Origin of the sequence: Lentzea sp. (assembly GCF_036380075.1) — a bacterium.
Lineage (GTDB): Bacteria > Actinomycetota > Actinomycetes > Mycobacteriales > Pseudonocardiaceae > Lentzea.
In genome coordinates this window covers 1-25114 of sequence record NZ_DASVFL010000157.1, presented here as the reverse complement: position 1 = coordinate 25114, position 25114 = coordinate 1, and the positions used below count along the sequence as shown (strand labels likewise).

30 protein-coding genes and 1 pseudogene are annotated in these 25114 nt (G+C 70.5%); 12 read left to right on the top strand and 19 right to left on the bottom strand.

What is annotated here, in order from left to right; genetic code table 11:
- The 6 genes from VF330_RS18615 to VF330_RS18590 all read right to left on the bottom strand — a co-directional run.
- Positions 1 to 485 (bottom strand): hypothetical protein (locus VF330_RS18615; RefSeq protein WP_330852888.1); only part of this gene is annotated, 485 nt, incomplete at its 3' end.
- Positions 482 to 1054, bottom strand: coding sequence for an AAA family ATPase (locus VF330_RS18610; protein WP_330852887.1), 573 nt, complete (start codon positions 1052 to 1054; stop codon positions 482 to 484). The genes VF330_RS18615 and VF330_RS18610, both read right to left, overlap by 4 nt.
- A 69-nt stretch (positions 1055 to 1123) precedes the next feature.
- Positions 1124 to 1327, bottom strand: a complete 204-nt coding sequence (gene cspE, locus VF330_RS18605; RefSeq protein WP_325524803.1) for a transcription antiterminator/RNA stability regulator CspE — start codon at positions 1325 to 1327, stop codon at positions 1124 to 1126.
- A 170-nt stretch (positions 1328 to 1497) separates the two neighbouring features.
- Positions 1498 to 2013 carry a hypothetical protein gene (locus VF330_RS18600; protein ID WP_330852886.1) on the bottom strand — a complete coding sequence of 172 codons (516 nt, stop codon included), beginning with the start codon at positions 2011 to 2013 and terminating at the stop codon, positions 1498 to 1500.
- A gap of 36 nt (positions 2014 to 2049) precedes the next feature.
- Positions 2050 to 3096, bottom strand: a complete 1047-nt coding sequence (locus tag VF330_RS18595) for a Gfo/Idh/MocA family oxidoreductase (RefSeq protein ID WP_330852885.1) — start codon at positions 3094 to 3096, stop codon at positions 2050 to 2052.
- Between the two features lie 122 nt (positions 3097 to 3218).
- Positions 3219 to 4484, bottom strand: coding sequence for a Gfo/Idh/MocA family oxidoreductase (locus VF330_RS18590; protein WP_330852884.1), 1266 nt, complete (start codon positions 4482 to 4484; stop codon positions 3219 to 3221).
- 52 nt (positions 4485 to 4536) lie between these two features.
- On the opposite strand from VF330_RS18590, the gene VF330_RS18585 reads away from it, so the two are divergent.
- Positions 4537 to 5442, top strand: a complete 906-nt coding sequence (locus VF330_RS18585; RefSeq protein WP_330852883.1) for a nucleoside hydrolase — start codon at positions 4537 to 4539, stop codon at positions 5440 to 5442.
- Here VF330_RS18585 and VF330_RS18580 read toward each other — a convergent pair.
- Both VF330_RS18580 and VF330_RS18575 read right to left on the bottom strand, forming a co-directional pair.
- Entirely contained in the window at positions 5435 to 6904 is a 1470-nt protein-coding gene (locus tag VF330_RS18580) for a hypothetical protein (RefSeq protein ID WP_330852882.1), read from the bottom strand. The two genes, VF330_RS18585 and VF330_RS18580, sit on opposite strands and share 8 nt — an antisense overlap.
- A gap of 142 nt (positions 6905 to 7046) precedes the next feature.
- Entirely contained in the window at positions 7047 to 7559 is a 513-nt protein-coding gene (locus VF330_RS18575) for a GNAT family N-acetyltransferase (RefSeq protein WP_330852881.1), read from the bottom strand.
- Between the two features lie 75 nt (positions 7560 to 7634).
- On the opposite strand from VF330_RS18575, the gene VF330_RS18570 reads away from it, so the two are divergent.
- Complete coding sequence (locus tag VF330_RS18570; protein WP_330852880.1) at positions 7635 to 8081, top strand: helix-turn-helix domain-containing protein; 447 nt, start codon at positions 7635 to 7637, stop codon at positions 8079 to 8081.
- Here VF330_RS18570 and VF330_RS18565 read toward each other — a convergent pair.
- On the bottom strand, positions 8078 to 8680 hold the full coding sequence (locus VF330_RS18565) for a TetR/AcrR family transcriptional regulator (protein WP_330852879.1): 603 nt from the start codon (positions 8678 to 8680) through the stop codon (positions 8078 to 8080). The genes VF330_RS18570 and VF330_RS18565 overlap by 4 nt on opposite strands.
- A 64-nt stretch (positions 8681 to 8744) precedes the next feature.
- On the opposite strand from VF330_RS18565, the gene VF330_RS18560 reads away from it, so the two are divergent.
- On the top strand, positions 8745 to 9173 hold the full coding sequence (locus VF330_RS18560) for a DUF1453 domain-containing protein (RefSeq protein ID WP_330852878.1): 429 nt from the start codon (positions 8745 to 8747) through the stop codon (positions 9171 to 9173).
- 185 nt (positions 9174 to 9358) lie between these two features.
- Here the strand turns inward: VF330_RS18560 and VF330_RS18555 are convergent, their stop codons facing one another.
- The 3 genes from VF330_RS18555 to polA form a co-directional block, all read right to left on the bottom strand.
- Positions 9359 to 10357 (bottom strand): glycosyltransferase, encoded by a 999-nt coding sequence (locus tag VF330_RS18555; RefSeq protein ID WP_330852877.1) that lies wholly within the window; start codon positions 10355 to 10357, stop codon positions 9359 to 9361.
- Positions 10358 to 10385: 28 nt separating this feature from the next.
- Positions 10386 to 10523 carry a glycosyltransferase gene (locus VF330_RS18550; RefSeq protein WP_330852876.1) on the bottom strand — a complete coding sequence of 46 codons (138 nt, stop codon included), beginning with the start codon at positions 10521 to 10523 and terminating at the stop codon, positions 10386 to 10388.
- Between the two features lie 138 nt (positions 10524 to 10661).
- Positions 10662 to 13286, bottom strand: coding sequence for a DNA polymerase I (gene polA, locus VF330_RS18545; RefSeq protein WP_414675398.1), 2625 nt, complete (start codon positions 13284 to 13286; stop codon positions 10662 to 10664).
- Positions 13287 to 13463: 177 nt separating this feature from the next.
- On the opposite strand from polA, the gene VF330_RS18540 reads away from it, so the two are divergent.
- Together VF330_RS18540 and VF330_RS18535 are read left to right on the top strand one after the other, a co-directional pair.
- A complete protein-coding gene (locus tag VF330_RS18540) occupies positions 13464 to 13823 on the top strand; it encodes a hotdog fold thioesterase (protein ID WP_330852890.1) in 360 nt (119 codons plus the stop codon).
- An 88-nt stretch (positions 13824 to 13911) separates the two neighbouring features.
- On the top strand, positions 13912 to 15084 hold the full coding sequence (locus VF330_RS18535) for an alpha/beta hydrolase (protein WP_330852874.1): 1173 nt from the start codon (positions 13912 to 13914) through the stop codon (positions 15082 to 15084).
- Positions 15085 to 15456: 372 nt separating this feature from the next.
- Here the strand turns inward: VF330_RS18535 and VF330_RS18530 are convergent, their stop codons facing one another.
- Entirely contained in the window at positions 15457 to 17421 is a 1965-nt protein-coding gene (locus tag VF330_RS18530) for a serine/threonine-protein kinase (RefSeq protein ID WP_330852873.1), read from the bottom strand.
- A gap of 317 nt (positions 17422 to 17738) precedes the next feature.
- Here VF330_RS18530 and VF330_RS18525 point away from each other — a divergent pair, with 317 nt between their 5' ends.
- A complete protein-coding gene (locus VF330_RS18525) occupies positions 17739 to 18227 on the top strand; it encodes a GtrA family protein (protein ID WP_414675397.1) in 489 nt (162 codons plus the stop codon).
- A 3-nt stretch (positions 18228 to 18230) separates the two neighbouring features.
- Here VF330_RS18525 and VF330_RS18520 read toward each other — a convergent pair whose 3' ends face one another.
- The 4 genes from VF330_RS18520 to VF330_RS18505 all read right to left on the bottom strand — a co-directional run bounded on the left by VF330_RS18520 (position 18231) and on the right by VF330_RS18505 (position 20399).
- A complete protein-coding gene (locus VF330_RS18520) occupies positions 18231 to 18476 on the bottom strand; it encodes a DUF2630 family protein (RefSeq protein ID WP_330852872.1) in 246 nt (81 codons plus the stop codon).
- 37 nt (positions 18477 to 18513) lie between these two features.
- The gene (locus VF330_RS18515) at positions 18514 to 18717 is read right to left on the bottom strand and encodes a hypothetical protein (protein ID WP_330852871.1); all 204 of its coding nucleotides are present in this window, start codon (positions 18715 to 18717) and stop codon (positions 18514 to 18516) included.
- Positions 18714 to 19796 (bottom strand): inorganic phosphate transporter, encoded by a 1083-nt coding sequence (locus VF330_RS18510; RefSeq protein ID WP_330852870.1) that lies wholly within the window; start codon positions 19794 to 19796, stop codon positions 18714 to 18716. The genes VF330_RS18515 and VF330_RS18510 overlap by 4 nt, the downstream gene beginning before the upstream one ends.
- 90 nt (positions 19797 to 19886) lie before the next feature.
- Entirely contained in the window at positions 19887 to 20399 is a 513-nt protein-coding gene (locus VF330_RS18505; RefSeq protein ID WP_330852869.1) for a GNAT family N-acetyltransferase, read from the bottom strand.
- A gap of 40 nt (positions 20400 to 20439) precedes the next feature.
- On the opposite strand from VF330_RS18505, the gene VF330_RS18500 reads away from it, so the two are divergent.
- The 5 genes from VF330_RS18500 (at position 20440) to VF330_RS18480 (ending at position 23418) form a co-directional block, all read left to right on the top strand.
- Positions 20440 to 21030, top strand: coding sequence for a VOC family protein (locus VF330_RS18500; RefSeq protein ID WP_330852868.1), 591 nt, complete (start codon positions 20440 to 20442; stop codon positions 21028 to 21030).
- Positions 21031 to 21156: 126 nt separating this feature from the next.
- Positions 21157 to 22011 (top strand): lytic polysaccharide monooxygenase auxiliary activity family 9 protein, encoded by an 855-nt coding sequence (locus VF330_RS18495; protein WP_330852867.1) that lies wholly within the window; start codon positions 21157 to 21159, stop codon positions 22009 to 22011.
- Entirely contained in the window at positions 22011 to 22541 is a 531-nt protein-coding gene (locus VF330_RS18490) for a DUF305 domain-containing protein (RefSeq protein WP_330852866.1), read from the top strand. Before VF330_RS18495 ends, VF330_RS18490 begins: the two co-directional genes overlap by 1 nt.
- Before the next feature lie 40 nt (positions 22542 to 22581).
- Positions 22582 to 23004 (top strand): hypothetical protein, encoded by a 423-nt coding sequence (locus VF330_RS18485; RefSeq protein ID WP_330852865.1) that lies wholly within the window; start codon positions 22582 to 22584, stop codon positions 23002 to 23004.
- Between the two features lie 15 nt (positions 23005 to 23019).
- On the top strand, positions 23020 to 23418 hold the full coding sequence (locus tag VF330_RS18480; protein ID WP_330852864.1) for a PRC-barrel domain containing protein: 399 nt from the start codon (positions 23020 to 23022) through the stop codon (positions 23416 to 23418).
- A gap of 25 nt (positions 23419 to 23443) precedes the next feature.
- Here the strand turns inward: VF330_RS18480 and VF330_RS18475 are convergent, their stop codons facing one another.
- The gene (locus VF330_RS18475; protein ID WP_330852863.1) at positions 23444 to 23851 is read right to left on the bottom strand and encodes an STAS domain-containing protein; all 408 of its coding nucleotides are present in this window, start codon (positions 23849 to 23851) and stop codon (positions 23444 to 23446) included.
- 169 nt (positions 23852 to 24020) lie between these two features.
- Between VF330_RS18475 and VF330_RS18470 the strand changes: the two genes are divergently transcribed.
- Positions 24021 to 24935 carry a sensor histidine kinase gene (locus VF330_RS18470; protein ID WP_330852862.1) on the top strand — a complete coding sequence of 305 codons (915 nt, stop codon included), beginning with the start codon at positions 24021 to 24023 and terminating at the stop codon, positions 24933 to 24935.
- Here the strand turns inward: VF330_RS18470 and VF330_RS18465 are convergent.
- A pseudogene (locus tag VF330_RS18465) lies at positions 24884 to 25114 on the bottom strand (cytoplasmic protein); the annotation flags it as partial. The gene VF330_RS18470 and the pseudogene VF330_RS18465 sit on opposite strands and share 52 nt — an antisense overlap.

Below are 25114 nucleotides of genomic sequence, written 5' to 3'. Positions count from 1 at the left end.
GGCGGCCGCCCCTCCAACGCCCGTTCGACGGCTTCGAGCACCGCACGGCTCGTGCGCTGCGACGCGTCGTGGGCGAAGTGTCCGAGCAGGACCTGTTGCGTGGGGTGCGGCAGCACGGGATCCGGCACCGGCGCGCACGTGTGCACCTCCACCACCGGCGCGTCTTCGGCCAGAAGGTGCCGCACGGCCGTGAGAACGCTCGCGCGGTAGCTGGTGTGCACCCACGCCACGAGCAGGTTCACCGGACGGCCGCTCAGCTCGTCGGCCACCTCGGCCGCGAGGTCGGCGGGGTTGGCCCAGTCGGCCTTGACCCACGTCGGGCGGTGGCCGCGGCTGATCGACGCGCGCGCCGCGCGGCCAGGTCCGTCGTCGGCCATGAGCGGCCGGGTCCGCGACGGCAGCACGACGTGCCACCCGCGCCCCAGCAGCCGTTGCGCGCATCCGGCCAGCATTCCGGTCCCGCCGAGCACCAGCGCCGTCCTCACCGAGCACGCTCCTCCCCGACCGAGGCCAGCGGCCCTGCCAGCCACCGTTCCACCTGCGCCTGCCCGCGCAACCGGACGACCACGACCTCCTCGACCAGGGCGAGCACCCTGACCCGGTTGCGCCGGTAGGACTTCCAGCCCCACCGCAGGATGTGCCCGGAGTCCGTGAACACCGACCACAGCGGCGATTCCTGGTTACCGTTCCACAACTCCACCCGGCCCGCGCGCCGTCTGACCGTGCGGCTGACCAGCCGCGCCATCACCGTCGTGAACGGGTGGTCGAGCCACACGACCGTGTCCGCCCGCCGGGCCAGCACCGGCCGCACGGCCTTGTACTGGTACTCGGTCACCCAGTGGTCCTCACGCGCGAACGCGGCGACCTCGGCCTCGAACTCCGGGCGCGGCGTCCACCGCGGACCCCAGTAGAGGCTGTCCAACTCGACCCGGCGCAATGCGCGGCTCCGGGCGATGCGCAGGCAGAGCGTCGACTTGCCGGATCCGGCGTTCCCGGCGACGAGGACCCGCCGCGGCACGTGCGGCAGCGGGTCGGCTGGTCCGAGCAACGGCATCGGGCCAGGCTAACGAAAACGGCAGGGCCCCCGGGAAGTCCCGGAGGCCCTGCCGTCGTACAGCGAACGTCAGAGAGCGGTGACGTTGGTCGCCTGCGGGCCCTTCTGGCCCTGCGTGACGTCGAACGTGACCTTCTGGTTCTCCTCGAGGCTGCGGTAGCCGCCACCGTTGAGGGCCGAGTAGTGGACGAAGACGTCAGCGCTGCCGTCCTCCGGCGCGATGAAGCCGAAGCCCTTTTCGGCGTTGAACCACTTGACGGTGCCGTTGGTCATGTACTGCTCCTTCTGTACTGAAGGGCGAACCGCACTGTGCGATCACCCCGGTGGTTGGTCTCGAGCCGACCACTCCCACCGCGAAGAAGGAGAATCGCTCGCAACTGAAGTTCGGCGAGCGTGAAAGACACGAACACAAAACCGCAACCGATGAAGAAGTCTACCAGGACCTACCGCCGTTTGCGGGCGGGTACCGCGAACTGCCGCTGCATGAGCGAGATCCGGAGGACCAGGAAGCACGCGAGAGCCCCCGCTCCCAGGGCGAAGAGCGTGGACAGCGTCGAGAACACCACGTAAAGCGGCGTGTCGAGGAGCAGCGACTCGAGGACGTCGGTGCACACCATCCCGAGGAAGCCGTACTGCCACGGCTTGATCAACGGGCTCACCACGCGCTGCTCGAACGGCACCTCGCGCTGGGCGGGGTCGCTCGCCTTCCACACCTGCGACACGGTCCGCACGCCGTGCAGCGCGATCGCCTCGGCGTTGTGGGTCGCGCCGCGGAACCACAGGAACGACGCCACGCCGGCGGGCACGACGAGCACGATGGCGAGGAAGCTCCACGACGACGACCCGCCCCACCAGTCGTTGACCGTGCCCCAGACGGACTCGGCGGCGACCAGGGCGATCAGCCCCATCGCCGCGTAGCCGGTCACCCGGACGTCCCTCAGGTCGATGTAGGTGTCCAACGCGAAACCCCCGAACACAGCGGACTCGGCGGGAGACTACCGCCCGAAACCGCACCCCAACTCGTCGAAAGTGGCGATCTTCTCCGCGGCTCTGACGACGACCTCGTCGACACCGTCGAGCACGACGCGGTCACCGGTCCTGCGCGCGGGCAGCAGGGGCACGTCCGCCTTGCCGCACTGCTCGACGACCGTCGTGAACGCGCGCGCCGCGGCCAGTGGCGCGACGAGCGGCTCGCCGGTCTGGCGGTGCCGGATCAGGTTCTCCAGCAGGTCGACCGACGGCGGCACGGCCATGCGGTGGTCGTTGACCGTGAGCCGGTCCTCGTCGTACCACCACACGGCCTGACCCAACGACCCGTGCACCAGCACGACCGGTGGCAACGATGTCGCGGCGCACAGCGTCGCGGCGACCACGACCGGCGGCGCGCCCTCCGACGTGACGCGGACGCACGCCGTGTCGTCGGCGGTGATCGTGTCGCGGCACCGGAACAGCTCCAGCTCGACAGCGATGTCGGACCGCTCCTCGACGTCGGCGAGCAGCAGCGCGTTCTGCAGGGCGTGCGCGAACGGGTTCACGAACGTGCCGTCCTCACCCTGCCGCCCCGCCCACTCCGCGCGGTCGTAGTAGGAGTCCGTGCGCACCCAGCGGCCGGCGGCGCCGATGCCCGCGATGTCGCCCAGCGCGCCGGAGCCGATCAACGAGCACAGTCGCCGGTACGAGCCCCTGCCCTGCGTCTGGAACCCGACCTGGCACACCCGTCCGCGTTCGGCGGCCGCGTCGCGGATCTCGTCGAACTCGGCCGTGGTCAGCGCCGCCGGCTTCTCCACCAGCACGTCGCAGCCCAGCTCGAACGCCGCCAGCGCGAGCTCGCGGTGCGTCCCCGGCGGCGACGAGATCACCACGACCTCGGGGTGCAGCTCGGCGGCCAGCGACGGCAGGTCCGGGTAGGCGGGCACCGGGACGTCCACGTCCGCCACGTCGACGACGCCGACGAAGGTCGCGATGCCGTCGTGGCCCAGCCGGAGGAGGTTCTCGACGTGCCGCGCACCGTGCCCACGAGCTCCGACCAGCGCAACACGCATCGTCTCCACCCTTCTCGGGCACGCCCGCGACCGCCACCGCGGTCCTCAGCATCGGCCCGGGTGAGTGGAATATCAATGCACCGCGCCAACCGAGACACGTTTGCGGCAGCGTCCCGGCACGCTCAGCTCAGGTCGATCACGTCGGAGACGCGGACCGCCTCCCCCGTCTCGATGCTGCGGCCGGCCGCGAAGCCGGTCAGCAGCGAGAGCACGCCGTCGCGATGGGTCGCCCTGCGCCCCAACGGGTCTTCCTGCCCGGCCGGTCCGTACAGCGCGTCCACCATCCGCCGGTCCGCGCCGCCATGGCCCTCGCGGTCGAAGTCCAGCGGGACGTCGGCGCGTTCCTCGAACAGCCGCTGCACGGACAGCCTCGCCCAGCCCTGCTCCGGGTTGGCAGCGGCACCGTGCACGGCGGGGTGCTGACCGGACACCCACGAGTTCTCGACGACCTCCAGCTCCAGGCGCCCCTCGCTGCCGTTGACCATCAGGCGGTAGCCCTCCCACGGCGAGTAGGCGGTGAGGTGGTAGGTCAGGTTCACCCCGCTGGCGTAGCGGACGAGTACCGACATGTCGTCCTCAATGGACACACCGGGTTCGAAAGGGTTCCGGTCGCGCCGATAGCCGTCCTCGTGCCGTGCGTCGACATAGAGCTTCTTCAGCCACTCGTTGCGCTCCAGGTCGATGTCGAACCGGTCGTCGTCGGCGTGGCCGTGGCGTGCGCCGTTCTCGTCGCCGTAGAAGAACAGCCGTCCCTGGGCGTAGACGGTCTCCGGCACCGAGCCGACCCACCAGTTGAGGAGGTCGAAGTGGTGCGTGGCCTTGTGCACCACCAGCCCGCCGGAGTTGGCCTTCTCGCGGTGCCAGCGGCGGAAGTAGTCGGCGCCGTGCCGGGTGTCGAGCAGCCACTCGAAGTGCACCGACCCGATCTCGCCGACGGCGCCGTCCGCGAGCAGCGCTCGGACCTTCTCGTGGATCGGGTTGTAGCGGTAGTTGAACGTTACGGTGACGGTGCCGTCGTTGCGGTCCACGGCATCGAGGACCCTGCGGGCCAACGGGACGTCCGTCGTCATCGGCTTCTCCGTCACGACGTCGCACCCGGCGTCCAACGCCTCGACGATGTACGTGTCGTGGAAGCGGTCGACGGTGGTCACGACGACGACGTCGACCCGTTGCTCGTCGAGCATCTTGAGGAAGTCCGCGGCGTCGTACGCCGGAACCGGGTCGAGGCCCAGCTCGGCCAGCCGCTCGTTGTGGACGTTCATCCGGGTGTGGTTGACGTCGGCGAACGCGACCAGCTCGCACGTCCCGGCGTGCTCGACCGTGATCGCGTGGACGTGCCGTTCGGCGCGGGAGCCCGTGCCCACCACCGCGTACCGCCTGCGCGCCATCCGGCCTCCTCTGAAAACGTTTCCGCACGGTAGCGGACGGCAGGATGGACCCATGCCGACTCCCGTGGTGCTCGACTGCGACCCCGGCCACGACGACGCGATCGCGATCCTGCTCGCGGCCGGGTCGCCCGAGATCGACCTGCGCGCGATCACGACCGTCGCGGCGAACCAGACCCTGGACAAGGTCACGCTGAACGCCCGGCGGATCTGCTCGGCCGCCGGCATCGCGGTGCCGATCGCCCGCGGCTGCGACCGGCCGCTGGCGGGACCGCTGCGCGTGGCGGAGGACATCCACGGCGGCACCGGCATGGACGGGCCCGCGTTCGGCGCCGTCACCGCCGGCGTCGTGGAGCAGCACGCGATCGACGTGATGCACGCGCACATGCCGGCCACGCTGGTGGCGACCGGCGCGCTGACGAACGTGGCGACGTACCTGCGGCGGTACGGGACGGCGGCGGTGCGGGAGATCGTGCTGATGGGCGGGTCGACCGGGCGCGGCAACACGACGCCGTACGCGGAGTTCAACATCCACGTCGACCCGGAGGCCGCGCACGTCGTCTTCACCAGCGGCGTGCCGGTCACGATGGTCGGGCTGAACGTGACGCACCAGGCGCTGGTGACGCCGGAGGTGGTGGCCCGGCTGACCACGCTGGGGCCGCTCGGGCGGATCTGCGGCGACCTGATGACGTTCTTCGCGGCGACCTACCGCGAGGTCTTCGGGTTCGAGGCGCCACCGCTGCACGACCCGGTGGCGGTGGCGCGGGTGATCGACCCGTCGCTGGTGGCGTGCGTCGAGGCGTTCGTCGGCATCGAGACGTCGGGGACGTACACGCGCGGCGCGACCGTGGTCGACCTGCACGCGAGACTGGGAGAACCGCCCAACGCCCGTGTGGCCGTGGGCCTGGACGTGGAGCGGTTCTTCGACGTGGTCGTGGAGGCGGTGCGGAACCTCAGCTGATGGCGCGGTCGCTCAGCAGCGCCCACTGGCTCCAGCCGGCCTTCTCCTTGTAGAAGCGGCGGACCAGCTTGCCGTCGTCGGTGCGGGCGAAGACCTCGACGGTCTTGGTCTGCGCGTGGTACATCGCGGTCGGCGCCTCGGAGACCTTGGTGGTGCCGAGCTTGGCCCACGTGGTCCAGCCGTTGTCGGTGGCGCGGGAATGCTCGGCGATGCCGCCCTCACCGAGCTGCACGACGTCGATGGAGCCGGTCGTCGAGTTGTAGACCGCCGACGGCGCGCCGGTGCCCTTGCCGCCGAGCGACTTCCAGACGCCCGCCGCGTACTGCTCGACGCTGCCGGACGCGGTGCGCACGAAGACCTGGTCGACGGCGACGCTCGGGTCGCTGACGACCTTCGTGTCGCCCTGGTCGGCCCAGGTGGCGCCGTCCCACTTGACGAGCTTGTCGTCGGCGGACCGCGCGTAGACGTCCTTGCCGGCGACGGCCGGGTTGCCCTGGACCTTGCGGTCGCCGAGCGGCGCCCACTTGTCCGTGAAGCGCAGCAGCGTGCCGTCCTCACCGCGGGCGAGGACCTCGACGGCCTTGGTCTTGTCGTTCCACGCGAGCACCGGGTCGCCCGCGACGACCGCGTCACCAAGCGCGAGCCACTTGCCGTCGACGCGGCGGTAGACCTTGCCGTCCGTGGCCCGCGCGAACACCTCGACGATCTTCGTCTCGGGGTTCATCAGCGCGACCGGGTCGCCGGCGAAGAGCTCGGGGCCGAGCTGCTGCCAGCCGTTCCAGCGGCTCGTCTTGTGGAAGTTCGTGATGATCGTGCCGTCGGCCGCGCGCGCGAAGACCTCCAGCTGCTGCTGGCCGGTGTTCGAGATCTGCGGGCCCGCGTTGACGATCGTCTTGTCCGTCACCGGGCTCTCGCTGCCGGAGCTCGCGCCGCCGGACTCGACGAGGTTGTTGTAGCGCAGCGGCACGTACCGGCGGGCGGTGCTCGCGCTCCAGACGCGCTGGACCGGCCTGCTGCCGTCGGGGCCGGCCTGCTCGCGCACGATCGGCCGCGTCTTGGAGGCGTCCGCCCAGCCGATGAACAGCGCGACGTGGTTCTCGCGGTCGTTGAGCGCGTCGCCGGGACGGAGGTCCTCCCAGTCGATGCGGTGCGCGACCTGCTCGAGGATGTGGGTCGTGTAGGAGATGCGCAGACCCCACGCCATGGAGACGAAGCCGGAGCAGTCGGTGCGGTAGGCGCCGTACTTGTTGCCGAAGCAGTCGCTCTGGCTGTAGGGCACGCGGGCGCTGATCCACGTCCGCGAGCGCGCGAGGATCTCGCTGCGGGTGATCTTGGAGTTGGCCTCGTACGTCCCGCAGACCACCCCGCCCTCGGCAGCCGCCTGAGCGACGTCGGGCATCGCCAGCGTCGATCCGAACGTGATGGCCGCCGCCGCGACCGCCAACATCCCCCACGTCTTCATGCGGGCCACCGTAGCAAGGCGATGTGAAGTTTTGGTCCGGTCGAACGGCCTGTGTTCTCACTGTTCACGCGGGTCAACCGTGAACGGCTGCCCGCGCGGGCGGTGATCTCCGCCCCTGGGGACGATCCCGGGGACGGGCCGTTCAGATGCCCTGCAGGCTGTTCACCAGGTCGGCGTCGGTGATCTCCGCGGTCACCCACGCGAGCGGGTAGCTGAGGTGGACGGTGTCCTCCTCGCGCGTCAGCCGCACGCCCGGCAGCACCTTCCTCACGAGCGCGAGCATGGCGTGGTTGTCCGGCAGCACCTCGCCGTGCAGCTCCGCGACGCCCATCCGCGCCGCGACCGCCGTCAGCTCCTCCAGCATCCGGCGGCCGACGCCGCGGCGTTGCCACAGGTCCACCACGGCGACCGCGATCTCGGCGCCGCACTCCCCCGTCTTGATCATCCGCGCGATGCCGACCGGGTCGCCGCCGATCCTGGCGCACACGGCCGCGTGCCGTTCGCCGTCCACGTCGGTGAGCGCCCGCCGGGCGGACGCGGTCAGCCGCGGCGTCGGCGAGTGGAACCGCAGGTAGCGGCTTCGCGCGGACAGGCCCGCGAACACGGCGTCGACGGCCTCGCCTGCGGTGTCGCGGTGGAGCTCGGTGACGCGCATGTGGACGACCCCCTGAGTTCGGAATCCGAACTGTAGCTGAGTTCGAAAAACGAACGCAAGGGATATCCTGGGCTCATGTCGTACGCGAGTTTCGCCAGCCTGCCCTGCACCCTGGGCCGCCCCGCCGCGTTGCTGGGCGAGCGCTGGACGCTGCTGCTGCTCCGCCAGATCTTCCTGGGGACCCGCCGCTTCGAGGACTTCCAGTCGACGATGGAGATCTCGCGCAGCGTGCTGACGGACCGACTCAACGTGCTGCTGCAGGAGGGCGTGCTCAAGCGCGTGCCCTATCAGCACGACGGCCGCACACGGCACGAATACCGGCTCACGGAGAAGGGCCGCGACCTCTATCCCGTGCTGATGGCGCTGCGCACATGGGGCGAGAAGTGGATGGCTCCCGACGAGGAGGAGTCGTTCCACCTGCACCACCGCGACTGCGGCGGCGGCGTGCGGGCGAAGGTCGAATGCACGGAGTGCGGCGTCGAGCTGACCGCGCGCGACGTGCAGGTGACCGCCAGGGCCTAAGCCAGTGAGTCGAGGTGCCTGCGCAGCAGCGAGACCGTGAGCTCCGGCGTCATCCGGTCCGGGTGCAGCACCCCGTCGACGGTGAGGCCGTTGAGCAGCGACGCCAGCCGTTCGGCCTCCAGCCGCAGGTCGAGCGACGCCGCGATGGTGCCCGCCTCCGCCATCACGGTCACCGCCCGCAGGCAGAGCTGACGCAGCCCGTCGTAGAGCCGTTCGGCGTGCGGCAGCAACGAGGGCCGCGTGCGGGCGGCGGTCGCGAAGGCCAGCCACAGCACGGCTTCGTCGCGCCGGCGTTCGTCGAGCGGGAGCACCTCGCTGAGCACGCGTTCGCCGGGCCGCCGGGGGTCCGTCCGGTCCTTCATCGCCTTGACGTGGGCGAAGACGCGTTCGTCGATCGAGTGGATCAGCGCCTCGACGGCGAACACGATCATGTCGTCGTGGGTGTCGAAGTAGTGCCGGATCGAGCCGATCGCGAGACCCGCCTCCACCGCGACGTTGCGCAGCGACGCCTGCTCGACCCCGTCCCGCACGACCACCCGGAACACCGCCTCGGCGACGGCTTGGCGGCGGGCGGCGGGATCGACGACTCTCGGTGACACCTCCCTTTTCTAGCATGACCCTGCTAGTTTAAGTAGCAGGGTCATGCTAATTAGGGGGATCTCGATGACGTATGCGCTGATAGCGGCAGGTGTGCTGTACGTGTTGGTGCGCAGGTTCAGGGGCGAACCGCTCAACGCCCGCGACCTGCTGGCGCCGCCCGCGTTCCTCTTGTTCTTCGGCGTGCGCGCGGTGGAGGAGTTCCACCTGGCCTACCTGCTGCCGCTCGCCGCGGGGTTCGCGTTCGGGGCGGCGAGGGGGATGACGATCAAGCTCTTCGAAAGGGGCGGTCACCTCTGGCAGCGCTACACGCCGTGGACGCTGGTCGTGTGGGTGACGTCGCTCGGCGCGAGCATCGGGCTGGGCCTGCTCGTCGGCGGCCACGCGCCGACGCAGCTGTCCATCGGGGTGAGCATGCTCGGCGAGCTGTGCGCGGTCGGCGCCAAGGCGTTGAACACGGGCGTGCCGTTCGCGCCCGCGCCCAAGGGGTCGTGACTGATCCGCGATCACTCGGTGAGGCGGGGAAGTTCGGCCGTTCCGGGAGCTTCGAGCTGGACGCTGGTGTTCTCCGCCTTCACCCGTGGCTGGTTCATCGCCTCGTGCGCGGCCCATCCTCCTCCGAGAACGAGCGCAAGCAGTCCGGAACAAGCCGCCGACGAGCAAGACCACGTCGGTACGTCTCAGTTGGCCCGGTTCAACTCCGACAGAAGTCGCGCCGCTGTCTCCGCGCCGTCCGTGAGCACGCGCGTGCTCAGTTCGGCGGCTTGGTCTTTCCGCCGCAGCGCCTCGCTCAGGACCTCGGGCGTCACGGCCTTCGCGGACCGGCCGACCTCCAGCCGTTCCACCTGCTCGCCCCAGTAGTGCTGGTCGTACATGTGGGGCAGCACGACCTGCGGTGCGCCGGCCGCCGCGGCCGTCGTCGTGGTGCCCGCGCCACCGTGGTGCACGACCGCGGCGACCCGCCGGAACAGCGCCTGCTGGTTCACCTCGCCGATCGCGATGCAGTCGCCGGCGTCGCCGCTGAGCCGCAGGTCCGCCCAACCACGGTGCAGGACAACGCGTTTGCCCACCGCGCGGGCCGACTCGACCGCGTCCTCGGCTGTCCGCTGCGCTCCTCGCACACTGCCGAGTCCGAAGTAGACCGGCGGGTCGCCCCGGTCCAGGAACTCCTCCAGCTCCGCGGCGAGCGAGCGCCGGTCGTCGAGCAGCCAGGCGCCGGTCTGGACGAGGTCGCCGAGGCCGGGCCACGGGCCGAGCACCGGGTCCGCGGCGAGCCACGGGGAGTCGCCGAAGATGTGGTCGCGGACGTCGCCGACCTCACCGAGGCCGAGCCCGGCGCGTTCGGCGTTGAGGGTGGAGCGCGAGCTCGTGAAGTACTGGCGGTGCCGCTCCCACTGCGCGAGGTTCTCCTCGGGCGTGCCGTTCACCGGTACGCGTCCCAGCATCGCGGGCGGGGCGTGGTGCGGTGACGGCAAGGTGTTCGCGCAGAAGCTCGCGTAGACGTAGTACGCGCCAAGGCTTTCCGCGACCGAACGGGTCGCGTGCTGCAACGCGCCGCCCGCCACCAGGACGTCCGCGCCCTCCGCCGCTTTCCCGACCACCCGGAACTGCTGCCTCACCGACTCCTCGGCGAGCCTGGGCAGGTCCTCGGGCCTGACGGGCGTGACGGTGCGCAGCACCGGGCCGACCGGTGTGAAGCCGATCCCGTTACCGGGACACCAGCTCCGCGAAGTCGGGCGGCGCGACGACCCCCACGTCGTGGCCCAGCTCCTGGAGCCGCACGGCCAGCGCCGTGACCGGCTGCGCCTCACCCCGCGACCCGATCGTGGACAGCAGAAACCGCATCTCGAACCCCCTCGTACCCGCAGGTCAGGGCACGAAGTGTGGGGGCGGCCCCCGGTCTTGCGGCAAGTCCCCCCACCGGCTATAAGTTCCAATGGGGGGATCTTCCACGTCGTGCGGTGGCGGGCCTGGGCGTCCGCGTCAGTGAGCGGCGTCGTCCCACGAGCGGCCCACGCCCACCGAGACCTCCAGCGGCACCAGGAGCTGGTAGGCGTTGCCCATCTGGTCGCGCACCAGGGCCTCTACGGCCTCGCGCTCGCCCGCGGCGACCTCCAGCACCAGTTCGTCGTGGACCTGGAGCAGCATGCGCGACCGCAGGTCCGACGACTCCAGGGCGCGGAACACGCCCAGCATGGCGACCTTGATGATGTCGGCCGCGCTGCCCTGGATCGGCGCGTTGAGGGCCATGCGCTCGGCCATCTCGCGGCGCTGGCGGTTGTCGGAGTTGAGGTCCGGCAGGTAGCGGCGGCGGCCGAGCACGGTCTCGGTGTAGCCGTCCTTGCTCGCCTTCTTCACGATCTCGTTGAGGTAGTCGCGCACGCCGCCGAAGCGGTTGAAGTACGCCTCCATCTGCTCGCGCGCCTCTTCGGTCGGGATGCGCAGCTGCTGCGACAGGCCGAACACCGACAGGCCGTACGCGAGGCCGTACGACATCGCCTTGATGCGGCGGCGCATCTCGCCCGTCACCTCGGAGGTGGGGATCGAGAACGCCTGCGACGCCACGTAGGTGTGCAGGTCCTCGCCGGAGTTGAACGCCTCGATCAGGCCCTTGTCCTCGGACAGCGTCGCCATGATCCGCATCTCGATCTGGCTGTAGTCCGCGGTCATCAGCTCCGCGTAGCCCTCGCCGACGACGAACGCCTGGCGGATGCGGCGGCCCTCGTCCGTGCGGATCGGGATGTTCTGCAGGTTCGGGTCCGTCGAGGACAGCCGGCCCGTGGCGGCGATGGTCTGGTGGAACGTCGTGTGGATGCGGCCGTCGTCGGCCACCGACTTCAGCAGGCCGTCCACCGTGGACTTCAGCCGCGTGACGTCGCGGTGCGACAGCAGGTGCTGCAGGAACGGGTGCTCGGTCTGCTCGTACAGGTTCTGCAGCGCGTCCGCGTCCGTGGTGTAGCCGGTCTTGGTCTTCTTCGTCTTCGGCATCTTCAGCTCGTCGAAGAGGACCGTCTGCAGCTGCTTGGGGCTGCCGAGGTTGATCTCCTTGCCGATGACGGAGTAGGCGTCCTGAGCCGCCTGCTTGACGCCCGCCGCGAAGTGCGCCTCCAGCTCGGAGAGGTGGTCGACGTCGATGGCGATGCCGACGGCCTCGACCTCGTCGAGCACGTTCATGAGCGGCAGCTCGAGGTTGGCCAGCAGCTCGGCGCCGCCGATGGTGACCAGTTCCTCGTCGAGGCGGTCGGCGAGCTCGGCCACGGCCCGCGCGCGCAGGATCGTGCCGGTCGCGACCTTCTGCACCTCCTCGGACTCGTCGGCGAGCAGCGACAGCTGACCGCCGCCCGACTCCTCCGCGCGCAGCTCGCGCTTGAGGTAGCGCAGCGCCAGGTCGTCGAGCGCGAACGAGCGCTGGCCGGGACGCACCAGGTAGGCGGCGAGCGCCGTGTCGGAGGTGAGGCCGCGCAGCTTCCACCCGCGCGCCCGCACGCGGCGCAGCGGCAGCTTCAGGTCGTGGCCCGCCTTGGCGACGCCCTCGTCGGCCAGCCACGCGGCGAGCGCCTGCTCGTCGGCCTCGTTCAGCTGCGTGACGTCGACGTACCCGCCCTCGCCGTCGGACGTGCACAGCGCGACGCCCTCCAGGTCGGTGGTGATGCGCAGCGCCACGCCGACGCGGGTCTTGCGCGCGTTCTGGTCGAGCCACTTCGCGAGCGTGCCCGCGGGGATCGCGCCGCCGGAGACCTCGAAGCCCTCCTCGGCCTCGGGCTCCGCGGTCGAGAGGGTCTGGAAGAGACGCTCGCGCAGGACGCGGAACTCCAGCTCGTCGAACAGCGCGTGCACGGCGTCGCGGTCCCACTGCTGGGCCTCGAGCCCGTCGATCTCGTACGGCAGCTCGACGTCCTTGACCAGCTCGGTGAGCTGGCGGTTCATGATGATGTTCGCCAGGTTGCCGCGCAGCGCCTCGCCGACCTTGCCGGGCACCTCGTCGACGCGGTCGACGAGCTCGTTGAGCCCACCGAACTGGTTGAGCAGCTTGATGATCGTCTTCGGGCCCACGCCGGGCGTGTTCGGCAGGTTGTCCGACGAGTCGCCGCGCACCGCCGCGTAGTCGGCGTACTGCTCGGGCCGGACGCCGTGCTTCTCCTCGACGTAGGCCGGGGTGAAGCGGCCCATCTCCGAGACGCCCTTGACCGGGTACAGCACCGTGACCTTGTCGCTGACCAGCTGGAACGCGTCGCGGTCGCCGGTGACGATCTCCACCTCGACACCCTGCGCCACGGCCTGCGTGGTCAGGGTGGCGATGATGTCGTCCGCCTCGTAGTTCTCCTTCTCCATCGTGGGGATGCGGAGCGTGGCGAGCACGTCCTTGATGAGGGAGACCTGGCTGCGGAACTCGTCCGGCGTCGAGGAGCGGCCGGCCTTGTACTCGGGGTACTGCTCGGAGCGGAACGTCTTGCGCGACACGTCGAACGCCACCGCCACGTGCGTGGGCTTCTCGTCGCGGAGGATGTTGATCAACATGGACGTGAAGCCGTACACGGCGTTCGTGACCTGGCCCGTCTTCGTCACGAAGTTCTCGGCGGGCAGGGCGTAGAACGCTCGGTAGGCCATCGAGTGACCGTCGATGAGCAGGAGCCGCTTCACGTCTGAGGGAGTCACGAGCCCGAGTCTAGGGTGGGGGTCTGACAGTTTCGCTTGAGGCCTACGGGCTGTGTTCGGATCATTTCGGGAGCACGTGTGACCTTCGACCTGCCGCAGGAGTTCGCCGACGAGCAGCTGCACGTCCGCATGGGCATAGAAATCACCCGATGGGATGTCCAGGAGATGGTCGGCACGATGCCGGTCAAGGGCAACCGCCAGCCGTTCGGGTTGCTGCACGGCGGAGCGAACGCCGTCCTCGCCGAACAGCTCGGCTCCATCGCCTCCGCCATGCACGCGTCGCAGCACGGCCTGATCGCGGTGGGACTCGAGCTGTCCTGCACCCACCACCGAGCGGCGCGCGAGGGCATGGTCACCGGCGTGGCCCGCCCCATCCACCTCGGCCGCAGCACCACGACCTACGAGATCGTCGTGACCGACGAGGAGGGCAAGCGCACCTGCACCGCCCGCCTCACGTGCCTCCTGCGCCCCAAGCCTCCGGGTGCGTGACACCGCACTCGCGAGGTGGGGTGAACCGCACCCCAGGTCTACGGTCAGCCCCACTGTCCAATCAAGATCATCGCGTCATCGTTGAGGGATGACCTTCACGACTCGACTGACGGCGGCGGCCCTGTGCGGCGCGGTGGTCGTGGCCACGATCCCGGCCACCGCCTCGGCACACCCGGCCCGCGGCGACCTCCTCGACGTCGTCCCGGTGTCCACCCTGGACACCACCCAGCTGACCACCTACCTGGGGGACCACGACCTGGACGCCACCCGCGTCCGCCACTCCGTTGACGCGAAACGCATCACCTACCGCACCATCGACGCCCACGGCAGACCGACAACGGCAAGCGCCCTGGTAGCCGCACCGCGCAACAACGACAAAGCACCGCGCCAAGTCACCTGGCTGCACGGCACAACGGCCTACCGGGGCTCAGTGGCCTCGGTGAACGACGGCAACGACCGGGCCACGGCCTTCTTCTTCGCCTCGGCCGGCTACCTCACCACCGCCCCCGACTACCTGGGCCTGGGCACCGGCCCAGGACTGCACCCGTACGTGGACGCCCCGTCCACCGTCACGGCCTCGGTCGACGCCCTGCGAGCCACCCGCAAACTGGCCGCCCGCCAGGGCCTCCGCCCAGACCCGCGCATCATGGTCACCGGCCACTCCCAGGGCGGCCACGCCACCATGGCCCTGGGCAAGGCACTGCAGTCCGGCACCGACCGACACCTCCAGTTAGGCGGCTTGGCCCCCATAGCCGGGGCACTGCACCCGAGCCAGCTGGTGGCCAAGGGCGTCCGCGACGAGATCGCCAACAGCGTCGCGTACATGGCTTACTGGACAGTCGCCTGGAACCGCGTCCACCACCTCTACGACACCCCGGCAGAAGCCTTCCGCGACCCGACGATCGAGTCCCTGTTCGACGGCGACCACCGCAACGAGGACATCTTCCCGAACCTCCCGAGAACCATCCCGGAACTCTTCACCGACTCCTACCTGGAACGCGTGAAGACCCCGACCGGCATCCTCCGCACCAAACTGCAGGAGGCCGACAGCTACTGCGACTGGCGCCCAAGCGTCCCGGTGTCGATCTACTCCTCAACCGGCGACAGGGACACGCTCCTGGAAACCTCCGCGTACTGCGACACCCGCCTGAAGGCCCACCACGCCACCAGCGAGTTGATCGACCTGGGCATAACAGTCGACCACGCAAAGGCACCCAAACTCGCACTACCAAGAATCCTGACCACCTTCGACAACACCTGACGCAAAGCCGAAGGCGAGCATTGGTCTTTGGTCTTTGGTCTTTGGTCTTTGAGCGAAGCTCTCCGCGGTGGGTTCCCGTCACGAGTCGCGCCACAGCTCTTGCTGCATCTGAGGGGTGAGGTCAAGTCGACACGCTTTTCGTCGACTTGACCTCACCCCTCACGTGTGGCTCGCTCCTGGTGCGGCTTGTGACGGGGCACCCACCGCAACGCAACCACCTATGCAACCGCCAGCCGCCCAAAGCAACAGGCGTGCCATCAACCCGCCAGCGGCGTGGTGCCCCCGATCAGATTGCCGGGGGTCTGGGGGCGGAGCCCCCAGGTGGAAGCACGCAAGGCGACAGGGAAAACACAACAGGGGAACGCAACCCAGTCAAATCTTCCAAACCCGAACCACCTTGTCCGCCCCACCCACAGCGATCCGCTCCCCAGCAGGATCGAACGCCACAGCCTCGACCTGCCCAGCCGCCCCCACCACGACAGCCCGAATCCGCCGACCCCCGACATCCCACAACTGGACGAAATTCCCCTGCCCCCAAGCGGCAACAGTCTCCCCACCAGGATGGAACAACGCCCCGGACAAAGTCAGACCGTCATCAACCCGCGGAAACACCGCAACACTCCGCCCACTGGCCACATCCCACAACTGCATGCTGTTGGTGCCATCACCATCAACAACAGCCAACGTCTTGCCATCAGGCGAAAACGACCCCCCATGCCCAGTCGAGTCGTTGATGGTCCGGACGGCCTTCCCGGAAGACGGATCGACAATCTTGATCTCCTGGTACTTCACTCCGGCGTAAGCGAGCAACTTCCCGTCAGGCGAGAACGATAGGTCGGTGCTCCCCTGAGCCTCGGTGAGCCCGATCTTCACCGTCCGGCTGGCAACATCCCAGACCTGAAGACGACCGGTGTGCGTAACCCCGACCAAACTCTTCCCATCGGGGTGGAACCGCAACGTCTTCATGATCGACCGGCTCTGGTCGAGCCCGCCGATCATCGACCGGTCCGAGAGGTTCCACAGGTAGGTCGTGAAGTCACCGGTCCGGTTCCCGCCGGCCGCGAGGATCCTGCCGTCCGGGCTGATCGCGACCGCGCACGCCGACGCGCCGCCGGGCCCGTCCGGGTTCTGGACGGTGCCGATCAGCTTGCCCGCGGCCACGTCCCAGATCCGCACGACAGCGCCGTCGGTCCCCAGGCCGTCCTCCGCGCTGACCAGCAGCTTCCCGTCGGGGCTCCACGCGAGGGACGAGACCGCCGCCTTGTGGTCGACCAGCTGGACGTGCTCGGTGAACTCCTCCGGCCGCCCCGGCTGGGCCACCGAGGAGGTCTCCTCCGAGCCGCCCTCCTTGTTCGAGGCCGGCTTGCTGTCGTTCTTCGTGCTCGGCAGCTGCGCCAGGTCACCGTCCTCGCTCCGCGACGACCACCACCACGCGGTACCACCGGCAGCCACGGCGACCGCGGCTCCGCCGGCCAGCAGCAACGTCCGCCGGTTGACAGCGGGCTTGGCCACGACCGGCAGCACGACGGGCGACCCGGCCAGCAACGCCAGGGCCTGGTCGACGGACGCGCGTTCGGCCGGGTTCTTGCGCAGCAACGCGCCGAGCAACGACGACAGGTGCCCGGCACGAACCGGAGGCGCCGGCTCCTGGGTGAGCAGCATCGACAGGGTCGTCATGAAGTCCTGCCCCTGGTACGGCGGCCTGCCCTCGACCGCCGCGTACAGGGTCGCGCCGAGCGACCACAGGTCGGTCGCCGGGGTGATCGGCGCGCCGGTGCCCTGCTCGGGTGCCATGTAGGCGGGCGTGCCGACGATCGAGCCGTCGGTCGTGAGCGGCACGTCGCCGGTGAGCCGCGCGATGCCGAAGTCGGTGATCACGACGCGGTCGCCGGACAGCAGCACGTTGGCGGGCTTGAGGTCGCGGTGCACGATGCCGGCCTCGTGGGCCACCCGCAGCGCGCTCAGCATCGACGTCGCGATGTAGGCGACCTGGTCCGGCGGCAACGCGCCCCGGTCCTCGAGCAGATCGGACAGCGAGCCGCCGCGCACGAACTCCATCACGATCATCGGCGTGCCGTTGTACTCGACGACGTCGTGCACGGTGACGATGCCGGGGTGGTTGAGCTGGCCCGCGAGCTGGGCCTCGCGCATGGCCCGGTGGCACAGCAACGCCCGCTGCTGCTCGTCGAGCCCGGCGGGCAGCAGCAGCTCCTTGATCGCCACCTCGCGGCCGATGACCTCGTCCCTGCCCAGCCAGACCCGGCCCATGCCACCGGCGCCGATCACCCGCACGAGCCGGTAGCGCTGCGCCACCAGACTTCCCGTCGCATCCGTCACGGCGCGCAGCTTAGATGGCGTCGGACCCCGGTCCGGCCGAATTCGTAAAGGTTAGCAACTAAAACGAATGCGTTGGGGCGAAGCAACATCGTACGAGTTCAATCGGTCGACAATGGACCGGTCTTCAGTGGACAGACGCGACCTCGGCATGAGCCCGACGGCGTGGCGGAAGGTCAACAGCCGATCCTAACGCCCGCCCACGCCGGTGAAGACCACCCGAACAACACCGGCACGGGCGCTGAACTCCTGCGGTCGGCCTGGCCCGCGCCGCCCGTTCCGCCCGGTTCACCCCACGCCGCCGTGGCACTGTCGTGACCATGACCGGCGGGGACCAGACCACCTTGGGCAGCAACGAGAAAGACCTCGGGACGAGGTTCCACGGCGTGATGGAGGCCGTAGTCCGGCGGCTGCCGTTCGGCCTGTCGCGGGTCCCGGCCAGCCTGCTCGGGTTCGCGCTGATCAACGGCTTCACGTTCGGCGTCGACCTGCTGCTGCTCACGCTGTTCCGCGGCGGCCTCGGCCTGCCGCTGCCCGTCGCGTTCACGGTCGCCTACGTGCTGGCGTTCGGTCTGAGCTTCGTGCTCAACCGCGCCCTGAACTTCCGCTCGCACGCCCCGGTCGGCCCGCAGGCGGGCCTGTACGCGGTGGCGATCCTGCTCAACTACCTGGCGTTCATCCTGGGAGTCGGCAGCGCGCTGACCGAGCTGGGACTGCAGTACCAGCTGTCACGGGTCGTGGCCGGGGCGTGCGAGGCGGCGTTCATGTACAGCGTGATGCGGTGGGTGATCTTCCGCGACCGCCGGTAGCGGCTACTGGAGGTAGCCCTCGACCTCGCCGACCGAGCGGGCCTGCACGTCCTCCGCGCTCTCGCCCTGCGAGCGGGCGGAACGGCGGCGGCGCAGCAGGTCCCAGCACTGGTCGAGGGCTTCCTCCAGAGACCGCAGCCGGGCGTGCTCCTCGTCCGAGGAGATCTCACCGGACGCGAGCTGCTGACGCAGCTTGTGCTCTTCGTCCACCAGCTCGTTGATGCGGCCCAGCACGTTCTCGTCGCTCATTGCGCAGACTCTACGTCGGAGCGTCCAGGCGTGCGCATCAGTGCACGGCCACCAAGTAGATGCCGTACAGCACCACCGCGACGCAGGCCGTGAAGCTCAGTGCGGGCACCACCTTGTTGCCGCGGTCGGCGAAGGCGAGACCCGCGGAGAACAGCGTCACGACGCCCACGCCGAGCACCAGCGAGACGCCCAGCACCTGTCCCAGTCCCGACCAGTCGATGTGCACAGCAGCTCTCCTCACGCGTTGACGTTGTGGGCGCCGACGGGGTTGCGGCGCGACAGGACCCAGCAACCGACCGCGACCAGCAGACCGACCGCCGCCACGGCCAGCACGCCGGCGGTGCCCGCGGAGGCGGTGCGGCCGGCCAGGGCGCCGACGACCGCGGCGGCGGGCAGGGTGAGCAGCCAGGCGAGGACCATGCGCCCGGCGACGGTCCAGCGGACGTCGGCCAGCCGCTTGCCGATGCCGGACCCGACCACGCCGCCCGCGCACACGTGCGTGGTCGACAGCGCGAACCCGAGCTGCGAGGACGTGAGGATGACCGCGGCGGCGCCGGTCTCGGCCGCGAAGCCCTGCGGCGACTCGACGTCGGTGATCTTCCTGCCCATCGTCTGGATGATCCGCCAGCCGCCGAGCCACGTGCCGAGCGCGATCGCCGTGCCCGCCGAGAGGATCACCCACAGCGGCGGCGCGGCACCGGCGGGCAGGGTGCCCGCGGTGATCAGCGTGAGCGTGATGATGCCCATCGTCTTCTGCGCGTCGTTCGTGCCGTGCGCGAGGGACACCAGCGATGCCGAGGCGATCTGCCCGTACCGGAAGCCGCGCTGGGCGGTCTTCGCGCCGCGGGTGAGCCGGTAGGCGGCGAACGTGGCGAGGGCCGCCACCAGTCCCGCGATCAACGGCGAGGCGATCGCGGGCACGACCACCTTCTCGACCACGGCGCCGAACCGGACGGCGTCCGACCCGGCGGCCACCCAGGTGGCGCCGATCAGCCCGCCGAACAACGCGTGCGACGAGCTCGACGGCAGGCCGAGCAGCCACGTCGCGAGGTTCCACACGACCGCGCCGACCAGGCCGCCGAACACCACGGCCGGACCGATCCGCGTCTCGTCGACGAGCCCGGACGAGATGGTGCGCGCGACCTCGATCGACAGGAACGCGCCGACGAGGTTCAGCACCGCCGACACCGCGACCGCGACCCGCGGCGGCAACGCGCCCGTCGCGATCGAGGTGGCCATGGCGTTCGCGGTGTCGTGGAACCCGTTGGTGAAGTCGAACACCAGCGCCGTCACCACGACGACGACTACGAGGATCTCCATGCCGCGCCGGGTTGCCGTTCCAGGTGAACGGGGTGCCACATCCGGGTGAATTACCGCAGCGCAGCGAGCGACAGGCTGTTGCCGTCCGACTCACCGCGAGCGCACGTGCCGGTGCCCCTCCGAAGGGAACGCGGGCGGCGCGGCGGGGAGCACCTCGTGCAGCGCGAAACCGCACTTGACCGCCACCCGGCAGGACGCGTGGTTCCCGGCGGCGTGCACCAGGCCGAGCCGGGGCAGCTCCAACGTCTGGAACGCCCAGTGCGACACGGCCTCCAGCGCACGGGTGGCGACTCCACGCCCGCGAGCGGCGGCGGCAGTCCAGTAGCCGACCTCGGCCGCCGCGGCCTTCACCACGACATGGCCCAGCACGAGGTCGCTGGAGGTCACGGCGAAGCTGAACCGGGTCGCGGTCGCCCACCCCTCGGCCTGCGCGTCCAGCCACTGCCGCGCCTGCGCCGGGCCGGTCAGCGAGGTGGCGAGCCAGCGGCGCAGCGCGGGGTCCTCGTGCGCCGAGAGGAGGGCCGGGAGATCGTCCATCTCCCACGGCCGCAGTCGCAGCGCGGGTTCCGCTCCCACCGAAGGCACGGACAAGGTGACCGTCACGACCCGCATTCTGCACGGGCTCCTGTGCTCTGATGGACGGGTGCTGATCGACCACCTCGTCTACGCGGCCCCCGACCTCGACACGGCGGTCGCCGGCATCGAGGCGCGGTTCGGCGTCCGGGCCGCCGGCGGCGGACAGCACCTCGGCCAGGGCACCCACAACCGGCTGCTGGCGCTCGGGCCCCGGACGTACCTGGAGATCGTCGCCCCGGACCCGCGCCAGCCGGAGCCGGCGTCGCCGCGTCCGTACGGAGTGGACGGTGTGCGCGAACCGGGACTGGTCGGCTGGGCGCTGCAGACCGACGACATCGAACGCGTCGCGGACCTCGGCGGCGTGATCGACGGTCAGCGACTCACCGTGGACGGTCAGCTGCTGCGCTGGCGGCTCACCGCCAACGCGCTGACGGCCGGAGTCGTGCCGTTCTTCATCAGCTGGGGCGACACCCCGAGCCCGGCGCTCTCCGCTCCCGCCGGACTGACGCTGGAGTCGGTGCGCGTCGAGCACCCCGACCCCCGCGGGTTCGCGGGACGGCTGCGGGAGCTCGGCGCCGATGTGGACGTTCGAACCGGACCCGCACCGGCTCTCGTCGCCACGATCTCGGGACCGAACGGGCGCCACGACCTGCGGTGATTTGCGTCGGTCGGCCGTCGCGGGCGGTCCGGCCGGCTGGCTAGGCTCGGGCACGGGCCGCCGAACCCGCCACGCGACCGCGTCCTCGTCGAGGACCGTCGCCGCCTCCCCCTGCCAGGAGGAGCAATGAAGGCACCCGTCCGGCTCGCCCTCGCGAGCATCACCGCATCCGCCGCCCTGGCCGTCGCGTTCCTCGTCCCCACCACGGTCGCGAGCGCCCACGGCACGTTGTCCGACCCCGCCAGCCGGGTCTACACGTGCAAGAACGAAGGTCCGGAGTCCCCGAAGTCCGAGGCGTGCAAGGCCGCCGTGGCCGCCGGTGGCACGCAGGCGTTCTACGACTGGAACGAGGTGTCGCTGCTCGAAGCGGGCGGGCGCCACCGCCAGCTCATCCCGGACGGCAAGCTGTGCAGCGCGGGCCGCGACAAGTACCGCGGGCTCGACCTGCAACGCGCGGACTGGCCGGCCAAGCGGATCTCCGCCGGGTCGCTGACCGTGACCTACCACGCGACGGCGCCGCACTCGAACAGCAACTTCGAGTTCTACCTCACGCGAGACGGCTGGAACCCAACCATGCCGCTGCGCTGGTCGGACCTCGTCCCGCTGGCCACCTTCACCAACCAGAACCCGACGACGTTCACGAACTGGACGCTGCCCATCCCGCAGCGCAGCGGCCGGCACGTCCTCTACTCGATCTGGCAGCGCGTCGTCGGCAGCGCGGAGGCGTTCTACACGTGCTCGGACGTCGACTTCGGCGGTGGCAGCACCCCGCCCCCGACCACCACGACGACCACTGCGCCACCCACGACCACCACCACGACGACTCCGCCGCCTGCGGGCGGGACCTGGGCCGCCGGCACGACCTACCAGGTCGGCGCCCGCGTCACCTACGGCGGCGCGAGCTACGAGTGCCTCCAGGCGCACACCGCCCTGGCCGGGTGGGAACCGCCGAACACGCCCGCGCTCTGGCGACGCCTGTGATGCGGTTGCTGGTGCTGCTGCTCGCGTTCATGGTGTCCGGTTGCACCGCGCAACCGGACACCGTGCTGCGCGGCGACCCGTTGGACGTGATGTTCCTGCAGATGATGCTGCCGCACCACGAGCAGGGCGTGGCGATGGTGGCGCTCGCCGGTGAGCGCGCCCAGGACGACGAGGTGCGCATGCTGGCGGCCGCGATCGCGTCGACGCAGAAGACCGAGGCCGACGCGATGCGCGGCTGGCTGACGTCGTGGGGCGAGCCGCTGACGGCACCGCCGGACGCGCACACGGGCCACGGCGGCGTGCGCCGGTCCGACCCGGAGGAGGTGGGCAGGCTGGCGGCGTTGCACGGCAGGGCGTTCGACGAGAGGCTGCTCGACGTGATGATCGCCCACCAGGACGACGCCGTGCAGATGGCCAGGTGGGAGGCGGGCAGCGGCGCCCACCGCGAGGTGCGGGAGCTGGCGGACCGCATCGACAGGTCCAGGACCGCGCAGATCGCGATGATGAGGAAGTTCCTCGGCAGGGGGTGAGGGGTACCCGGCGAGTCCACGACCCCGAGGAGGTCTGGACATGTCCACCCGAACACTGCTGCGGCAGCTCCCGACGCGCATCGCCACCGGTGCGTTCGTGCTGAACTCCGGCCTCGGCAAGCGCAACGCCGACCAGGAGACGGCCGAGCACCTGCACGGCTTCGCGTCCGGCACCTATCCGGTGCTGGGCAAGCTCGACGCGCGCCGGTTCGCCTCGCTGCTGTCCGCCGGCGAGATCGCGACGGGCGTGCTGCTGCTGACGCCGTTCGTCCCGGCCGCCGTGGCGGGTGCCGCGCTGACCGGGTTCGCCGGCGCGCTGCTCGGCCTCTACGTGAAGACGCCGGGCATGCGGCACGAGGGCAGCATCCGGCCGACCGAGCAGGGCATCGGCCTGGCGAAGGACGTGTGGCTGCTCGGCATCGGCCTGTCCCTGCTCGCCGACGGCGTGACCCGAGACCGCTGACAGAGGAGTTCCGACGTGCAACCGATCCCGTTCCTGCCGTGGGTGTGGCGCGACCCGTCCTGGACCGAGGAACCCGACCACGACGACGAGGCACTGGCCCAGCGTCCCGACACCAGCCTGATCGGCTACCACGTCGAGGCCACCGACGGCGGCATCGGCAAGGTGGACCAGGACAACGCCAAGGTGCCCCACGACAGCCTGATGGTCGACACCGGCCCGTGGATCTTCGGCCGCAAGGTCGTGCTGCCGGTCGGCGTCGTGCACCGCGTCGACCACCGGGAGCGCAAGGTCTTCGTCGACCGCACGAAGGAGCAGATCGAGAACGCCCCGGAGTACAGCGAGGACGAGGACTACCGCGACCGGACCGCGGACTACTACGGCGAGAGCTACCGGATGATGCCGCCGATGCTATGACGCCCTCGCGGGGAGTCCACCAGGATCAGGCCCGGTCCTGCACGCCTCGTTCGCGAGTGGACCGGGACGCCTGGCGCGGCAGCACCGCCTCCCCCACCGAGGAGCGCACGCCCAGCACCGCCGTCAGCTCCAGCACCTGCAACGGCCGGAGCACGGCGGCGGTGTTCGCCACCACGACGAGCGCGCTGCCGCGGCGCAGGCAGAGGTCCTGGTGGGCGAGCAGCAGGCCGATGCCCTGGGCGCCGAGGAACCTCACCCCGGACAGGTCCACGACGACCGGTGCGGGCGGGACGACGGACCGGACGGCCTCGCCCAGGCAGTCGGCGAGCTCCGGGGCGGTGGAGTGGTCGAGCTCACCGGCGATGTGCACCAGGACGGCGGCGCCCTTGCTCTCCCTGGTGGTGCGGAACGGGACTTCACCGTAGGTCTGCACGCGGCAACCTCCTGCTGGACGGCACTACCGCCACACGGGCTGGCTGCTCAACCCGGGCTCGACCGTAGCGCAGTCCGCGTCAGAACGCCGTGGGCGCGCCCCACGAGTGCAAAAGAGACAGGACATTCTTTCGCACGGCTCACGGGTTCTCCGCGTAGCATCGACCGGCGTGACCGGTTTCTTCCACGAGACCGCCTTCTACGGCTCGGACGACGACTTCCTCGCGCTGGTGGTTCCGTTCCTCGAGGACGGCCTGCGCGCGGACGAGGCCGTGGTGGTGGCGTGCGCGGAGCAGAACACCGGCCTGGTGCGGAGCGCGCTCGGCGCCGACGTCGTGTACCTGCCCGGCGCCGACCAGTACTCGCGGCCGTCCGAGGCCATCTCCACCTACCGCGACTTCTTCCACGAGCACACCGAGGCGGGCGCCCGGCAGATGCGCGTGGTCGGCGACGTCCCGCATCCGGGCACGGGGGCGTCGTGGGACTGGTGGGCGCGTTACGAGGCGGCCGTGAACCAGGCGTACGCGGAGTTCCCGGTGTGGGGACTGTGCCCGTACGACATGCGGACGACGCCTGAGGACGTGCTGGCCGACGTGGTCAGGACGCACCCGAACATCGCGACGGCGCTGGGCACGCACGAGGTCAACCCCGGTTTCCGGGAAGGGCTCGCCGGGACGAGGCAGGTCGCGGACGAGCTCGAGCGGTGCGCGCCGCTGGTCGACCTGGTCGACGCGAGCGCCGGGGCGGTGCGGGAGGCGGTCGGCGGCGTCCTCGGCGCGATCGCGTTGTCCGAGGACGGCGCGCACGACGTGGTCTACGCGGCCAGCGAGATCGTCACGAACGGACTGACGCACGGCGTCGCGCCGGTGCGGTTCCGGCTGTGGGCCGACGAGTCGCGCGTGGTCGTCGCGGTCACGGACCGCGGGCCCGGCCCGTCCGACCCGCTGGCCGGCCTGGTGCCGACCACGGCGACCAGGACGGCGGGGCTCGGGCTGTGGATCCTGCACCGGACATGCGACTACGTGGCGATGGGTCAGGACTCCGACGGGTTCACCGTGCGGGTCAGCGTCGGCGGCCAGACGTAGGGCAGGTCGTCCGGCACGTCCGGGAAGAACCGGCGGTAGTGCTCCGGGAACTTGCGCACCAGCGACGACCGGTGGCTGCGGTGCACGGCCTCGTCGCCGATCCACGGCGGCAGCTCCCCCGCCTCGGCCAGCTCCGCCTGGGTGCGCACCCACGTCACGTCCCTGGCCTGCGCCAGGTC

What these genes read in the sequence shown, in the direction of transcription:
- VF330_RS18610 (WP_330852887.1), bottom strand. Translation starts at nt 1,054, where the DNA reads ATGCCGTTGCTCGGACCAGCCGACCCGCTGCCGCACGTGCCGCGGCGG.
- cspE (WP_325524803.1), bottom strand. Translation starts at nt 1,327, where the DNA reads ATGACCAACGGCACCGTCAAGTGGTTCAACGCCGAAAAGGGCTTCGGC.
- VF330_RS18595 (WP_330852885.1), bottom strand. Translation starts at nt 3,096, where the DNA reads ATGCGTGTTGCGCTGGTCGGAGCTCGTGGGCACGGTGCGCGGCACGTC.
- VF330_RS18590 (WP_330852884.1), bottom strand. Translation starts at nt 4,484, where the DNA reads ATGGCGCGCAGGCGGTACGCGGTGGTGGGCACGGGCTCCCGCGCCGAA.
- VF330_RS18585 (WP_330852883.1), top strand. Translation starts at nt 4,537, where the DNA reads ATGCCGACTCCCGTGGTGCTCGACTGCGACCCCGGCCACGACGACGCG.
- VF330_RS18580 (WP_330852882.1), bottom strand. Translation starts at nt 6,904, where the DNA reads ATGAAGACGTGGGGGATGTTGGCGGTCGCGGCGGCGGCCATCACGTTC.
- VF330_RS18575 (WP_330852881.1), bottom strand. Translation starts at nt 7,559, where the DNA reads ATGCGCGTCACCGAGCTCCACCGCGACACCGCAGGCGAGGCCGTCGAC.
- VF330_RS18570 (WP_330852880.1), top strand. Translation starts at nt 7,635, where the DNA reads ATGTCGTACGCGAGTTTCGCCAGCCTGCCCTGCACCCTGGGCCGCCCC.
- VF330_RS18560 (WP_330852878.1), top strand. Translation starts at nt 8,745, where the DNA reads ATGACGTATGCGCTGATAGCGGCAGGTGTGCTGTACGTGTTGGTGCGC.
- VF330_RS18550 (WP_330852876.1), bottom strand. Translation starts at nt 10,523, where the DNA reads ATGCGGTTTCTGCTGTCCACGATCGGGTCGCGGGGTGAGGCGCAGCCG.
- polA (WP_414675398.1), bottom strand. Translation starts at nt 13,286, where the DNA reads ATGGCCTACCGAGCGTTCTACGCCCTGCCCGCCGAGAACTTCGTGACG.
- VF330_RS18540 (WP_330852890.1), top strand. Translation starts at nt 13,464, where the DNA reads ATGGGCATAGAAATCACCCGATGGGATGTCCAGGAGATGGTCGGCACG.
- VF330_RS18535 (WP_330852874.1), top strand. Translation starts at nt 13,912, where the DNA reads ATGACCTTCACGACTCGACTGACGGCGGCGGCCCTGTGCGGCGCGGTG.
- VF330_RS18525 (WP_414675397.1), top strand. Translation starts at nt 17,739, where the DNA reads ATGACCGGCGGGGACCAGACCACCTTGGGCAGCAACGAGAAAGACCTC.
- VF330_RS18520 (WP_330852872.1), bottom strand. Translation starts at nt 18,476, where the DNA reads ATGAGCGACGAGAACGTGCTGGGCCGCATCAACGAGCTGGTGGACGAA.
- VF330_RS18510 (WP_330852870.1), bottom strand. Translation starts at nt 19,796, where the DNA reads ATGGAGATCCTCGTAGTCGTCGTCGTGGTGACGGCGCTGGTGTTCGAC.
- VF330_RS18495 (WP_330852867.1), top strand. Translation starts at nt 21,157, where the DNA reads ATGAAGGCACCCGTCCGGCTCGCCCTCGCGAGCATCACCGCATCCGCC.
- VF330_RS18490 (WP_330852866.1), top strand. Translation starts at nt 22,011, where the DNA reads ATGCGGTTGCTGGTGCTGCTGCTCGCGTTCATGGTGTCCGGTTGCACC.
- VF330_RS18485 (WP_330852865.1), top strand. Translation starts at nt 22,582, where the DNA reads ATGTCCACCCGAACACTGCTGCGGCAGCTCCCGACGCGCATCGCCACC.